Annotated in this window: 10 protein-coding genes and 1 riboswitch; of the genes, 2 read left to right on the top strand and 8 right to left on the bottom strand. The window is 59.1% G+C overall.

Annotated elements, in window-relative coordinates:
* Positions 1-223 precede the first annotated feature (223 nt).
* Positions 224-2,098: a putative bifunctional diguanylate cyclase/phosphodiesterase gene (locus J2D73_RS11370; RefSeq protein WP_207881673.1), complete on the top strand. Its 1,875-nt coding sequence runs from the start codon at positions 224-226 to the stop codon at positions 2,096-2,098.
* Between the two features lie 59 nt (positions 2,099-2,157).
* Here J2D73_RS11370 and J2D73_RS11365 read toward each other — a convergent pair whose 3' ends face one another.
* Both J2D73_RS11365 and J2D73_RS11360 read right to left on the bottom strand, forming a co-directional pair.
* On the bottom strand, positions 2,158-3,108 hold the full coding sequence (locus J2D73_RS11365) for a homoserine O-succinyltransferase (protein ID WP_207881672.1): 951 nt from the start codon (positions 3,106-3,108) through the stop codon (positions 2,158-2,160).
* A 43-nt stretch (positions 3,109-3,151) separates the two neighbouring features.
* A riboswitch (SAM-I-IV-variant riboswitch) is annotated at positions 3,152-3,258 on the bottom strand.
* Between the two features lie 332 nt (positions 3,259-3,590).
* A complete protein-coding gene (locus tag J2D73_RS11360; RefSeq protein WP_243429883.1) occupies positions 3,591-4,409 on the bottom strand; it encodes a JAB domain-containing protein in 819 nt (272 codons plus the stop codon).
* A gap of 211 nt (positions 4,410-4,620) precedes the next feature.
* On the opposite strand from J2D73_RS11360, the gene J2D73_RS11355 reads away from it, so the two are divergent.
* The gene (locus tag J2D73_RS11355) at positions 4,621-5,796 is read left to right on the top strand and encodes a glycosyltransferase family 2 protein (RefSeq protein WP_207881671.1); all 1,176 of its coding nucleotides are present in this window, start codon (positions 4,621-4,623) and stop codon (positions 5,794-5,796) included.
* 325 nt (positions 5,797-6,121) lie between these two features.
* On the opposite strand, the gene J2D73_RS11350 is transcribed toward J2D73_RS11355, so the two are convergent.
* From J2D73_RS11350 to metG, 6 genes are all read right to left on the bottom strand, one after another.
* Positions 6,122-7,678, bottom strand: coding sequence for a SpoVR family protein (locus J2D73_RS11350; RefSeq protein WP_207881670.1), 1,557 nt, complete (start codon positions 7,676-7,678; stop codon positions 6,122-6,124).
* Positions 7,675-8,988: a YeaH/YhbH family protein gene (locus tag J2D73_RS11345; RefSeq protein ID WP_207881669.1), complete on the bottom strand. Its 1,314-nt coding sequence runs from the start codon at positions 8,986-8,988 to the stop codon at positions 7,675-7,677. Before J2D73_RS11345 ends, J2D73_RS11350 begins: the two co-directional genes overlap by 4 nt.
* Before the next feature lie 26 nt (positions 8,989-9,014).
* Positions 9,015-10,961 (bottom strand): PrkA family serine protein kinase, encoded by a 1,947-nt coding sequence (locus tag J2D73_RS11340; protein ID WP_207881668.1) that lies wholly within the window; start codon positions 10,959-10,961, stop codon positions 9,015-9,017.
* Between the two features lie 586 nt (positions 10,962-11,547).
* Positions 11,548-12,381, bottom strand: a complete 834-nt coding sequence (locus J2D73_RS11335; RefSeq protein WP_207881755.1) for an MBL fold metallo-hydrolase — start codon at positions 12,379-12,381, stop codon at positions 11,548-11,550.
* A gap of 72 nt (positions 12,382-12,453) precedes the next feature.
* The gene (locus tag J2D73_RS11330) at positions 12,454-13,281 is read right to left on the bottom strand and encodes a TatD family hydrolase (protein ID WP_207881667.1); all 828 of its coding nucleotides are present in this window, start codon (positions 13,279-13,281) and stop codon (positions 12,454-12,456) included.
* Complete coding sequence (gene metG, locus J2D73_RS11325; RefSeq protein WP_207881666.1) at positions 13,278-14,825, bottom strand: methionine--tRNA ligase; 1,548 nt, start codon at positions 14,823-14,825, stop codon at positions 13,278-13,280. The genes J2D73_RS11330 and metG overlap by 4 nt, the downstream gene beginning before the upstream one ends.
* Between the last annotated feature and the right edge of the window lie 9 nt (positions 14,826-14,834).

Genomic DNA, 14,834 nt, shown 5'->3' with positions numbered 1-14,834 from the left:
ATGGCCACAGAAAAACCATTTACAACAAGAAAGTATCAGCCCTCGACGCGACTGATAGATCGCCTTTGGCGGCTTACCTGCGTACGGAAAAGCTTTGCGTATCTTGTCAAGCGCATGCTGCGTAGTTCAAAACCCACCCAGAGTTCCCATTGCGGTCAAAAAAGAGAATCGTCTCAAGCTGTTTTTTGACGGCGTCGGCGGCGGAATGCGCATGGAAACTTTCATGGCCAATGCCGACATGAACTCCTTCATACATCCTAAAGAGACCGAACACTTGATTGCAGACCGTTTCAATCGTCGACACGCCATGGTCGCCAACGGCAGTCTAAGCGCTGCGGCCCCCCACGCAGGAAGCGTGCGCCCGAACGCGTCTTCCCGATGGCGCGACGGCGAACGGTTGCAAACGATGCTGGATACTCTGCCGGTCGCAGTCATGACGGTCGACGTTGTCAATTTCTCCGTGACCTACGCCAATCGCCTTGCGGAGCATTCTCTCGCGACGATTTTCAACGCGCCTGCCGTCGATCCTGGTGGTCTTGTCGGCGCTGGTCTCGACATTCTGTACAGGGACCCGGAGTGGCATAAGGCCCTGTTCGCCGACGAAGCCAATTTACCGCATAGCGAACGCATCCGCATCGGCTTTGAAGTGATCGAAATGCGGGCCACTGCATTGGAAGACGCAGCAGGTCGCTATATCGGGCCTATGCTCATGTGGTTCCTCGCCACTCGCGAGGTCGCCGCCGAAGAAAGCATCCTTCTGCTCGCGCATTACGATTCACTGACCGGGCTACCTAATCGCGCAACGTTTTTCGAGCGTATAGAAGAGCGCCTTGCTGCGCCCGAGCCGAAATTCGCCCTGCTCTACCTCGATCTGGACGGCTTCAAGTTCGTCAACGACTCATACGGGCATGTCGCGGGTGACGATCTTCTCAAACTTGTCGCCGAACGCCTTATTGCGGAAGCCGGGCGCCGCGACGCCGTGGTGGCGCGGCTCGGCGGCGACGAATTCGCACTGATCATTGACGATACGCATCATGAATCCCTGATCGCTTTCGCACGCGCACTGATCGAAACCTTGAGCGCCCCCTATCGGCTGTCGTCTGGAGTAGTCGTGCAGATCGGAGCCTCCGTCGGCCTCGCCATCGCTCCGGATCATGGCTCAGCCGCCGATATCCTGATCGCACACTCGGACATCGCACTTTACAACGCCAAGGCGGCTGGACGCAGAACGGTCAAGATTTTCACCGACGCCATGGCTGAATGCCTTCTCGAACGCGTTCGACTTGAAAACGACCTCCGCGAGGCGCTCGACGCACGCTCCGGCATGTTTGTGTTCTACCAGCCTATAACGAATGTTGAATCGGGTCAGGTCGTGGCCCGAGAAGCCTTGGTTCGCTGGCATCACGCTCAACGCGGTTGGGTATCTCCGGGAGAGTTTATTCCTGTCGCGGAGCAGTGCGGTCTTATCCATCAACTTGGAGAGTTTGTTCTCCTCGAAGCCTGCAAAACGGCCCAGACTTGGCCCAACAAGGAGACAGTTGCAGTCAATGTTTCCGCCCGACAATTAGGTCAGGGAACGCTGCTTCCGGTATTGGAACGAGTGCTGGCTCATAGCGGGCTGGAGAATCACCGGCTCGAACTCGAAGTGACCGAGACGGCGCTGCTCAGCGAGGAAGTCGACTGCGTAACCGAGCTTAGGGCGGTGCGCGCCATGGGGGTGCGAGTGGCGCTTGACGATTTCGGAACCGGATTTTCCTCTCTTTCTCACCTCCGCTCGTTTCCTTTCGACAAGATCAAGATCGACGGTTCGTTCGTACGAGAAGCCGCCCACCGGCCCGAAAGCGCTGCCATCGTCAATATGATCGCTCGACTTGGGCATACGCTCGGCGTGACGACGGTGGCGGAGGGCGTCGAGACACAGCAACACCTACAACAAGTGCGCGATGTGGGCTGCGTGGAAGTACAAGGCTATTTTCTCGGACGCCCTGCGCCCGAAGAGGCAGATGCAAACGCCGTGGCGAATCTGAGTTGCGGCGCACTCGCGCTGGAACTCAGATTGCCAGATCAGATCGAAGGACCGGCCCTGAACATTCTCTAGCCTATGAATTGGCCCCGTACCCGCGCAACACCGCACGCAGATACGCCTACCTGATCGCCTCACGCACCCCCTGCCAGTTCCTGCGAGCGCTGTTCCCGTCCGACGGCGGACAAGTCGAATGGCGTCGTCTGGTAGATATGGTTTACCCAGTTTGCCGCCAACAGGTGTGCATGGCTGCGCCAACTGTTCGACGGTTTGCGAGAAGGATCGTTGTTGGGGAAATAATTGCAGGGCAACGCCGTCTCCGGGTCCGCTTCCCTATCCCGGAAATACTCGCTGGCAAGCGAGCGAGCGTCATACTCCAGATGGTTGAACATATGGAGCAGCCGGTGCGGCCTGTTATCGAGCATGCACAGGCCCGTCTCCGCACTTTCGGCCAAAACCTCCAGACCGCTAGCAGACGGAATGTCCTCGCGCCGCACTTCGGTCCAGCGCGAAACCGGTATCGCCGCTTCGTCAGAGAAACCCACGAGGTATGGAGACGCTGGCGCCAGAATAGCGTGGTCGAAGATTCCGAAAGCCTTTTCCAACAGCAGGTGCTTAGGCATTCCGTGAAAATGCCACGCCGCAGCTTGAGCCGCCCAGCAGATTGTGAGCGTGTGATGTACGTTCGTCTGCGTCCAGTCGAAAATCCGCCGTAACTCATCCCAATATGTCACGGCCTCAAAAGGAAGCCGCTCCACTGGCGCTCCCGTCACGATGAAACCGTCGAAGCGTTCCTGCCGGACCGCGTCCCATGGACGGTAGAACGAAGTCATGTGATCGGACGCCGTGTGCCGCGACACGTGACCGGTCATGCTCACAAGACTCAACTCGACCTGAAGAGGCGTCGCGCCAATAAGCCGCGCAATCTGCGTCTCGGTGCTGATCTTGTTAGGCATGAGATTAAGCAGGCCTATGCGGAGCGGCCGGATATCCTGACGGATGGCGTCAGTCTCCCCCATGACCATGACGCCCTCCGCCTCGAGAGTGGTGCGGGCCGGGAGATTATCGGGAATCTTTATGGGCATCTTGTCCTGCGTCGTCCTGCTTTAATCTGGACTGACGCTGTGGCGGACTCCGTTTGATTGCCGGCGTGGCCACATCCCCCCTTTCGGAAGCGCCACCTTGCCCGGACGGCAGGTTGGCGTCGGGCGTCGGCCCAACTCTTGATGTGCCGCCAGTGATAGTGCGCCGGGTCGCGCAGTCAAGCCGCACCGCTTGTGACGTCGGTTATTCATGCGTTCAGCGAATATCTGCAGCCTGACCGAATCACAGCCTGCACCCGCAGCGTGGCCGTATTTGCTCAGGCGCCTCTTGTGCGTCCGGCTCAACAACAGCCTTTTGCGCCGTAGGTTTACGTTACGTTCACCGGCAACCCCCGCCACGGCGAGCGCGCCCTGACGAGATCAGCCACCAGAAGAAAACCTCGTCTCGCAAGCGTTTTCATGAGCACTCTTCGGACAGTTTCTTCATACGACGCTCATTGGGATGAGAAGCGTCCAGCTGGCTGTTACAACAACCCGGCGTCAGAAAAACTGAACCAGCGTCCATTCCCGACGATGATATGGTCGCGCACAGTAAGACCAAGAGCAGCCGCCGCCGCCGTCACCTGTCGCGTCATGGCCACGTCATCCTGCGACGGCGTCGGATCGCCGCTCGGGTGATTATGGACCAAAACGATGCACACCGCGCCTATCTCCAAGGCCCTTCTCACCACTTCCCTAGGATAGACCGGCGTGTGGTTGACGGTGCCCCGCGCCTGCGCCTCATCCGCGATGAGGCGATCATCAGAGCCGAGGAACAGAACACGGAACTGCTCTATCGATTCCCGCGCAAGGACTGCGGAAAGGTAGGCATGCAACCGCTCCCGATTCGACAGGACGTCAATGTCCTGTAACCCGGCGCGATGGAAGCGCAGCGCAGCGTCGCGCACGACACACAAGGCCGAAACCAAGTGCGAACCAACGCCCGCGACAGAACGCAACGCCTGCTCCGAGGCAGTCAGAACGGCGGAGAGAGACCCGAAGCGCGACACCAGCGTTCCAGCGAGCGCCTCGGGCCGCCCGTTCTTAGGCATTGCGAGAGAGATCAGTGCGGCAAGAACCGACACATCGTCCGGTAATGCCGCGCCATCAAGAAGCTGTCTCCAAGCTTCGACAGGAAACACAGATTCGCAGTAGCCGCCGCCCGGAGGCGCGACGCGCTGACTCCGCGACGAAGCCTCTGCATTTCCTGGATGACGCGCATGGGGAGAGTTACCGATGGCGTCGTGATCGGTTTTTTGCGGGGCCATCCGCATATCGGCAAACCCGCCGCCTGTCTTGGTCATGCGGATGCTTACTCCTGTAACGTATGGGCGCGAGTGCTCAGAAACTTCGGACGAAACACGAGCGACCGGGCGCCGCGCCAAGCGCACGCCGGATCGTATGGTTTTGTAGAAAATAGCCCGTTTTTAGAAAGCGTGACCAGCAGCTCGGCTCATGCAATCTTTCGACCCCATCCCGCGCGCGTCCTTCGCGCAACAAGTCAGGGAAGAGAGAATGTCTGCGCCAAAAATCGACGTCCTAATGTCCGCCTACAACGCAGGACGCTTTATCAAAGCGACAATCGACAGCATTCTCGCGCAGAGCTTCAGGGATTTTCGCCTTATTGTCGTCGACGACGGCTCAACGGACGATACGCCGGACATTCTTGAACGTCTCGCCGCGCAGGACGCGCGGATCGTCGTGCTCACGCAAGCGAACGGCGGAATCGTCTCCGCTCTGAACACCGGTCTCGCGCTGTGCGCCGCGCCCTATCTCGCGCGCCATGACGCGGACGATCTGTCCGACCCGAACCGCTTCGCAGTGGAACTCGCCTATCTGGAAGCCAATCCCGAATGCGTCGCCGTGTCCGCACGCGCGCGCCATATCGACGCCAAGGGCGTCCTGCTCGGAACAGTCTCGACAAGAAAAGATCCCGACAAGGCGGATGCACGCGCCATCCCTGCGGTGGAACCTTATATCTTGCAACCGCTTCTGATGGCGCGTCTGGCGGCCGTGAAGGCCGTCGGTGGTTACCGTCTCCTGCAGGTGGCGGAGGATTCTGATCTCTACTGGCGTCTTCGCGCCATTGGGCGTTTGCACAACCTGCAGGATTGCCTCGGCTCATACAGGATTCACGACGACAGCATTTCGAGTGCCTCGATCATTCGCGGTCGACAGGCGGCGATATGGTCGCAACTTGCCGCGCTCTCGGCGCAACGGCAGTCGGAAAATAAACCTGACATCGGCTTCGACGAGACGTTGCTGCACGGAATCAGCCAAACTGTTTCGCTTCAGGACATGATGGCGCTGATCGCCGATCGGATATCGAGCGACGAACGCCGATGGCTTAGTCTGGCTGCCTCGGCAAAGCTTCTCGAACTTTGCTACTATCGGCCTTTCGAGCCTGACGGGAGCGACGTTACGTTTATCAGGCAGGCGCTTGCGGCTGGACAGACTACCTGCGCGTCCGCCAATTGCGGAGCGTTCCAGGAGGCTCTTATGTCGGCCGCGATTCGCATGGCGTTCGCAGGTAGTCTCAACGATGCGTTCCGTCTGGCAGGTTGGAAAAAGGCATTAATGTTGCTTGCCCGGATTGCCTTCAGGATCGCCCTGCCCGCCGCACTGAAGGACAGAATCAAGGGATTGCTCGGACGTCCCGTCACGCGTCCGGCGGTAGGAGCCGCCAGATAATCTCCGTGCGGAACCTTCTCAGGAGAGGCCCATCACTCGAAATATATGCTTTATGAGTGAAGGATTATTATCGGCTTCGTAAATCGCGGTTCGAAAACAGCGGCAAAAAAGAGACCCTGTTTTCAGAAGTAGCCGATGAATCCATAGCAGGAATCCCGATGACTCAGTCCAAGGATTTCATGGCATTTCTTCCACTTCTCAATCCCGTCCTTCTGCCACCGCAAACTCAGAAACACGAAGCCTCACACCGAAGCAGCTCGTTTCCGACGTCGAAGAACAGTTTATGCATGGCAGGAACAAGATTCAGCGCTGCAATACCGCCCAATCACCCGCCCACCGACGCATTCGCCTCGTGTGACGCCAGAACCTTGCCGCTCGGCGCGTCGATTTCGTCGAGGACGACCCTGTAGCCCCATAGATTGGCCAACCCCCTCAACGTAAGCTTCATATCACTCTCAGCCAGCAGCTGCCCGCTCTTGGTCCGGTGTTCGAGGCGAAGGGTGCGGTCTCCAAGGATGTCGACATCCACGATTTCAAGTTCGGCATAGAATGTGGATGGGTCGTATGACGCGGCGACAGTCCTCCGTATGTCGCGATAGCCATGTTCGTCATGAATGGCGTCGACCAGCAGATAAGGCTCCCGCGTATCGTCCAGAAGGCGGAACATGCGGAATTCGCGCATAACGCGTGGCGACAGAAACTGCAGCACGAAGCTTTCGTCCCGATATTCCGCCCAGGCGTGCCGCAGCGTGCCCAACGGGTCGCCATTACCCGCGATGTCCGGGCTCCAGCGCCGGTCCTCCTCGGTCGGATCGACGCAGACACGCGCGATGTCCTTCATCATTGCGAAGCCGAGAGCATACGGGTTGAAACTGGTTGATCCCTGCTCATAACCCGGTTGGGTGATCACGTTCGTAGTCGAATGAATCGCCTCCATGAACGCAGCGTCATCGATACGGCCAAGTTCATGCAGACGAGTCATGATCCGGTCATGAACCCAGGTCGCGCAGCCTTCGTTCATCAACTTGAGTTGCGGTTGAGGGTAAAAATACTGCGAGATCAACCGCACGATACGGATGATCTCGCGCTCCCACGCCGCCAACCTCGGAGCGTGTTTTTCAAGGAAATACAGTATGTTTTCTTCGGGCAGTCCAAATTTCCGACGCAGGGCGTCGCGCTCGTGCTCACGCGGCGGGGCGGCGCCTTCCGAAACAGGAAGGGTGCGCCAGAGATCGTTGTAAGACCGGTCCTCATGCGCGCGCCGTTCTCGGGCGCGGTCCTGCTCCGCCCGCAAGTCGATCCGCCTGGCGCCGCTGTGCCGATGCACGCCCTGATTCTGCAACGCGTGCGCGGCGTCAAGAATACGCTCTACCGCCTCCTGCCCATGCGCTTCTTCGCAGCGCGCGATATACCCGCGTGCGAACTCCAGATAGTTCAGAATCTGCGACGGATCCGTCCATTCCTGAAAAAGCCGGTTGTTTTTGAAGAAATGATTATGGCCGAAGGCTGCGTGCGCGATGACCAGCGCCTGCATCGTCGCGCTGTTTTCCTCCATCAGATAACTGATGCAAGGGTTGGAGTTGATCACCACCTCATAAGCAAGCCCCATCAGGCCGCGCCGATAGGCATTTTCGTGGCTGACGAAGCGCTTCCCGTGCGACCAGTGCTGATAGGTCAGCGGCATGCCGCTGGTGGTGTAGACATCAAGCATCTGCTCGGACGTGATGACCTCGATCCGGTTGGGGAAGACATCAAGGCCCAGTTCTTTCTCAGCGATTTCCTCGATGGCGTCATAGCAGTCGCGGATAACGCGGAAATTCCACTCTGCCCCCTGATACAGCAACGCTTTGCCGCCCGTCGCCCTCTCCACCGCTCCATTCATGCGCCAGCCCCCTGCGTTGCTGGACGTCGCGCGAACAACTCCCTGAAGACCGGGAAAATCTCCTTGCGATCAGAAACCTGCCGGATCGCAAGATGCTCATTTCGCGCCGCGATCCCGCGATAGGTGCGCCACAGATCGGTGTCGCCCCTGATGATCGCCCCTGATCCCATCACTTCGATGTAGGCGTAGTACTGCACGAGCGGCAGCACTCCACTTTCCAGAAGCTCGGCTGTCCTTGGCGTGTCGGAGGTGGAATTGTCGCCATCGGACGCCTGAGCGACATAGATGTTCCAGTGCTGCGACGGATATCGCGCTTTCTGCACCCGCAGCAATTCTTCCAGCGCCGTCGAGACCACAGTGCCGCCGGTTCTGGGGTCGTTGAAGAACGTTTCCTCATCGACCTCTTCAGCTGTTTCCGCGTGGCGGATGAACACCACGTCAAGCGTCTTGTAACGCTTTTCGAGAAACACGTGCAGCAGCAGGAAGAACTGTTTCGCCAGATCCTTCATCCGTTCCGTCATAGAGCCCGAGACATCCATGACGCAGAACATCACGGCGCGCGTTGAAGGCTTTGGCGTTTGCGCAAAACGCCTGTAGCGCAAATCGACAGGATCGACCCACGGGATGCGGTTCAGCCGCTGCCGCAGCACGCTTCGCCGTTCCCTCAGCGCCTCGAGTTCATCGACGTCGGTGGCTGAGAGCGGGCGGCTCTCCTCGAGGGCGGCGATACGCGCCTCGATTTCGATCAACTCCTCCGGTTTCGGACGTCCGAGGCCAATACGACGCGCCATCGAGTAACGCATGGTGCGCCCGAGATCGAGTTGCGATGGGGAGCCATCGTTGCTCAGACCCGCGCGGCTCGGCGCCGTTACCTCTGTCGTCGCAATCTCTCGTTTCACCAGATCAGGCAGTTCGAGGTCGCCGAAGAAAAGGTCCAGAAACTCGTCACGTGACAGGAGGAACCGGTAACTGTCTTCCCCCCCACCTTCGTCGCTGGCGTTGCCGCCTCCCGAGCCACCCTTGCCAGAGCCTCCTGGCGGCCTGCGAATCTTGTCTCCACGGGAAAATTCGTGGTTGCCCGACAGGACGATGTTGCGAGACCCCGACGTAAAAATACGATGAAAGCTGGGCTCATGCAGCGCATCAGCTGGAATCGACACAGCGCTTCCCTGCCCGGCCTCCCTGATTTTCCCATTCGCAACAGCGTCGCGAACGGCGCGTTGCACCGCATCCCGCGCCCTTGTCAGAGCGCGTCTTCTATTTTCCAGATGTTTACCGTGCGGGTTCGAGCGTCTGTCGATGATTTCCAAGGGGCATGACCTTCCGAAAGCGACACTCAGGCAGATTGCTTCACACGCATATACCATTCGACCAGACGTCGGACCTGCCGCTCCGTGTAACCACGCGCCACCATACGCTCGACGAACTCGTCGTGTTTTCGTTCGGTCTCCCCGTCTTTCTTCGATCCAAAACTGATGACAGGCAGAAGATCTTCCACCTGGCTGAACATGCGCTTCTCGATCACGTCGCGGATTTTTTCATAAGAAGTCCACGACGGGTTCTTCCCCCCATTCGACGCCCGCGCGCGAAGCGAAAACTTCACGACTTCATTACGAAAATCCTTCGGGTTGGCGATTCCCGCAGGTTTTTCAATCTTCGTCAGCTCTGCATTAAGAAGATCACGATTGAGCATCTGCCCGGTGTCCGGGTCCTTGAAATCCTGATCTTCTATCCACGCGTCGGCATAGTCGAGATACCGGTCAAAAAGGTTCTGTCCGTAGTCGTTGTAGCTTTCCAGATAGGCCTTCTGGATTTCGTTGCCGAGAAACTCCGCGTAGCGGCCGGCCAGTTCCGATTTGAGCGTCGCGAGATAATTCGCCTCCACCTCCGCCGGAAACTGCTCCCGTCTGACCGCGTGCTCCAGCACGTACATCAGATGCACCGGGTCGGCCGATATTTCGGTCGAGTCATGATTGAACGTTGCGGAGAGCACCTTGTAGGCGAAGCGCGTCGAAATGCCGTCCATGCCTTCGTCGACGCCAGCGGAATCCCGATACTCCTGCATCGTGCGGGCCTTGGGATCCGTCTCGCGGATGTTTTCTCCGTCATAGACGCGCATCTTCGCATATTGTGTGGAGTTCGGATGAGTTTTCAGGCGCGAGAGAACCGCGAACCGCGCGAGCATATCGAGCGTGTTCGGCGCGAGAGGAGACTCACTAAGCGCAGACGACGTGATCAGCTTCTCGTAAATCTTCGACTCTTCCGTCACGCGCAGGCAGTAGGGCACCTTGATGACGCACACACGGTCAAGAAACGCCTCGTTCGTGCGGTTGTTGCGGAAAGTCTGCCACTCCGCCTCATTCGAGTGCGCAAGGATAACGCCTGTGAAGGGGATGGAGCCGATATTCTCTGTGCCTACATAGTTCCCCTCCTGCGTCGCCGTCAGCAGAGGATGAAGCATCTTGATCGGCGCCTTGAACATCTCCACGAATTCAAGGACGCCCTGATTGGCGCGGTTGAGTCCCCCGGAAAAGCTGTAGGCGTCGGGATCGTTCTGGCTGAAATGCTCCAGCTGCCGGATATCGACTTTGCCGACCAATGCCGAGACGTCCTGATTGTTGTCGTCCCCCGGCTCGGTCTTGGCTATGCCGATCTGTTTCAGCTTGGACGGATGCAGCTTTACGACCGTGAAACGCGAAAGGTCGCCGTCGAACTCCTCAAGCCGTTTCAACGCCCAAGGACTGGCGATTCCCGTCAGCACCCGCCGGGGAATGCCATAATCCCGCTCAAGCGCCTCTCCCATCGAGAACGGGTCGAACAGGCCCAGCGGACTCTCGAACACCGGGCTGAGATGCCTGCCAGCTTTCAGGATGTAGATGGGTTCGCGCTCCATCAGGGTCTTGACCCGTTCGCCCAAAGACGACTTGCCGCCCCCGACCGGGCCAAGCAGATAGAGAATCTGCTTCCGTTCCTCCAGCCCCTGCGCTGCGTGGCGGAAGAAGCCGACAATCTGCTCGATTGTCTCCTCCATGCCGTAAAAATCTTCGAAAGCCGGGTACACGCGAACCGTGCGGTTCATAAAGATGCGGGACAGACGCACGTCGCGGGAAGTGTCGACCATCTCCGGTTCGCCGATTGCCTTGAGCATGCGCTCGGCGGCGCTGGCGTAGCAGGAGGGATCGTCGCGGCAGAGTTCCAGATAATCTGAAAGGCTCATTTCAGTCTCGCGATGGCGGTCGCGCATCGCAGTGGCGAGAGAGAAAACGTTCGACACAGAAGCCATCAATATCGATCTCCGCGAGGGCGGATGACACCGTTCATGTCATCACGCCGAATAAGAACGGTGGTCCAGAATCTCCTGTCCTGCGCGCGAGCCGCCGCGGCGCAACCTGTCCTGTCGTGCTGTTCGTTCGGAGCGAGCCAGACGGGCTTTCCTCCGCTCGGCCTTCGGCGCGCTTGGCGCCTACGCCTGCCTGTCTCTCCCTTTCCATGTTCGCCATGAAGACATTATGAAAAGCGTTCGGACGGTCTTGTCTTTATGAACAAAAACAGGCAAACGATCCGGTTCGATCTGACCTTTGTGTGGTCACGGTATCGAAACCCCGTCGCCATTTTCAAGAAAAATCGCGAACTCTCCTTGCGGGTAGCAAGATAATTCGACACAAGCCTCGAGTATTCGGCTTAAGATTCAAAGGCTTGATAATTATTCGTCCAGTCCGCGCTCTTGGGGGACGAAAATCCTACGAGTCGCGGAACATGTGAGCGGACTAAACGGGAGTCGGCAAGTCTGGCCGCCGCTTTCAAGCTCCGCGTATCGTTCGAGTCCTCATGGCTACGGTGTCTAAATCAGGCTCTCGGGTTAAACGCCATCATTCCGCATCGGAACTTGGCGAGGGCGAGGGCGACAGCGCGCCGCCTTCCACAGAGAAGGTCATCCCATCGAAAGCAGCTTCGATTCCGCTGGGCAGTTCGCGCTGCATCCACGCCCAATCCATGGCCGTTCCAAGATGCGTAAGAATCGTACGCCGGGGGCGAATACGCCCTGCCCATTCCACTACTCGCTCCAGCCAGCCATGAGCGGAGTGCGGCTTGAGTTGGAAGCAGTCCACCATCCAGGTGTCGACGTCTTCAAGAAGCGTCAGAACATCATCCGTAAAAGAAGCGACATCAGTGCAGTAAGCAAACGAGCCGCAGCGGAAGCCCAGTGAGTTCAGCTTTCCATGATCCTGCTCGAACACGGTCAGCGAAAGTCCTGCTATGTCCAGAACCTGCCCGGCCATGATTGGCCGCGCCACGACGCCCGGCCGGAAGAAATCTTTTGTGGTCCATGGCCGGAACGCGTAATCGAACCGCGTCCGCACCTCTTCCAGCGTCTCCGAAGTTCCAAATGCCTCGATCGCCCGGCCAGCGGCCCAATTAAGCGGCCTTACGTCGTCCAGACCCGCAATATGATCAGCGTGGGCGTGCGTGTAGAAAATTGCGTCGATGCCGCCAATCCCGGTCGCCAGCAACTGAGCCCGCAAATCCGGGCCGGTATCGACCAGTATGCGTCGTCCATCCGGACCGGCCAGGACAATGGATGATCTCGTCCTCCGGTTCCGCGGTTCCGCAGGATCGCAGGAACCCCACTCACCACGCCCGTCCGGCCCTCCGATCTGCGGCACGCCAGACGAGCCGCCGCACCCAAGAACCGTGATGCTCAACTGTGCGCTCACCGAGCCACCCGTCCGTCAGTCACGCATACGTCCTCTTCGCAAAAGTTGGTGGCGCCGCTTTTAAGGTGCCGGTCGTCGGGCTTTGGTGAAGAGGCGATGAAAATTCGCAGTCGTGACGTCCGCGAAAGCCGCAGGCTCAAGCCCGACCGTATCCGCCACCGTCGCGGCGGTGAAGGCGACATAAGATGGCTCATTGCGTTTCCCACGCTTCGGCGCGGGCGCAAGATACGGAGAATCCGTCTCCACCAGCAGGCGATCGTGCGGCACGATACGCGCGATGTCGCGCAGTTCTGAAGACTTCGGGAATGTCGCGATCCCTGAGAAGCTCAGATAGCCGCCAAGCGCGAGCGCCCTGCGCGCCAGATCCGGCCCGGACGCGAAGCAATGCAACAAGAACGGAAAAGCGCCACGCGTCTCCGTCTCGTCCTCCAGAACCGCTGCGACGTCGTCATCAGCCTGACGCGCGTGAATGACCAGCGGCAGGCCGGTCAGACGCGCAGCGTGGATATGCGCCCGGAAACTCGCTTGCTGAAGCGGGCGGATCTCCGGTGCCCCATGAAAATAATCCAGCCCGCTCTCCCCGATCGCCACGACTTCAGGCGCATCGGCGAGTTCCGCTATCCGCGCGGCCTCTGGCGTCTCTTCTTCGTCCACGTGGTCCGGGTGCGTGCCGATCGAGCACCAGATCGCGAGGTCAGGTCGGGAGTGACGGGTCAGCGCCTTCTGCTCATGTTGGCGAGACAGCCGCGTGCCGATCGTCACCATGCCGTCCAGCCCGGCTTCCCGTGCGCGATCGAGCAGCAGAGGCAGTTCCTCGTTCGAAAAATGATCGAGGTGACAATGCGAGTCTATTAAGCCCACCGCATGATCCGCTCCCGGAGCCGTCATTGGGCAGTTCCTGCTTCAGGCTCGATGAAGCGCGGGAAAATGCCCTCGGGCTTCGGAAGGACGCGACCTCCCGGAAGCGGCGTATCCAGCGCAGTAAGTGTCCTCTCATCTGTCGTGACGCCAAGCTGCGTCAGCATCTTGTCCATACTGCCCGGCATATATGGCTGCAGTACGGTCGCGATGACTCGCAGGGCGTCGGCCAGAACGCGAAGGACCGCTTCCATTTTCACCGGGTCGGTCTTCTTGAGAGCCCACGGCGCCTGATGGTCGATGTAGGCGTTGCAGGCCCGGATCAGCTTCCACGTTTCCTCGAGCGCGTCCGTCAGGGCGATGCGGCCGATCTGCTCCGCCATCACCGACGGCAAGAGCGAGGCCTGTCCGAACAGATGCGTATCGGCTTCGGTAAGCGGACCGCGTTCCGGCAGGACGCCGCCGCAATTGCGCGCGATCAGCGACAGCGTCCGCTGCGCCAGATTGCCAAGGTCGTTAGCGAGTTCAACGTTCATTCTGGATATCAGGGAACGTCTGGAAAGGTCTGAATCTCCACCGAAAGGCACTTCGCGAATCAGGAAGAACCGCACTGCATCGAGACCGAACTCCGCGACGAAATCACGCGGGTCGATCACGTTGCCCACGGACTTGCTCATCTTCTCGCCCTCGACCGTCCACCAGCCGTTCGAGAACACCATCGACGGCAGATCGATCCCGGCGGCCATCAGGAAGGCGGGCCAGTAAACCGTATGGAAACGGGCGATGTCCTTGCCGACCATATGCAGGTTCGCGGGCCAGAAAGCCATGCGGGGCGCCGACGTATCGGGAAACCCCAGGGCAGTCAGGTAATTGGCGAGAGCGTCGAACCACACATACATGACGTGGTCTTCGTCGCCCGGCACCGGCACACCCCATTTGAAGCTGGTGCGGCTGATCGACAGGTCGCGAAGGCCCTGCTTCACGAAGCTTACGATCTCGTTCTTTCGTCCGACGGGACCGATGAATTGCGGATGCTTTTCGTACAGCTCCAGCAGTCGGTCCTGATACGCTGACAGCCGGAAGAAATAGGATGGTTCGCGCATCCATTCGACCGGCGCGCCAGATGGGGCGACCTTCGTTCCATCAGGTCGCGTGACCAGCTCGTCTTCGCCGTAAAATGCCTCGTCGCGCAGGGCGTACCAGCCCTCATACGCTCCAAGATAGATATCTCCGCCGGCGGCGACTTTCTCCCACAACGCCTGCGCCCCCGCCTTGTGGCGGGGCTCCGTCGTACGAATGAAGTCGTCGTAAGAAATTCCCATGACGTCCGCGACCGCGCGGAACTCGGCTGCGAAGCGGTCCGTGAACGCCTGCGGATCCTCACCGGCGGCCAGAGCAGCCTGCTCGACCTTCTGACCGTGCTCGTCCGTGCCAGTCAGGAAGAACACGTCCTTGCCGGAAAGACGATTGAAGCGCGCGACGATGTCGGCGGCGATCGACGTATAGGCGTGACCGATATGGGGTGCGCCATTCACATAGTAGATCGGGGTGGTCACATAGAAACGGCCGCTCATGTCTGCTCT

The organism is Acetobacter sacchari (genome assembly GCF_017377715.1).
Classification (GTDB): domain Bacteria; phylum Pseudomonadota; class Alphaproteobacteria; order Acetobacterales; family Acetobacteraceae; genus Acetobacter; species Acetobacter sacchari.
The sequence above is the reverse complement of the archived record's forward strand: the minus strand, read 5'-3'. Positions and strand labels throughout refer to the sequence as shown.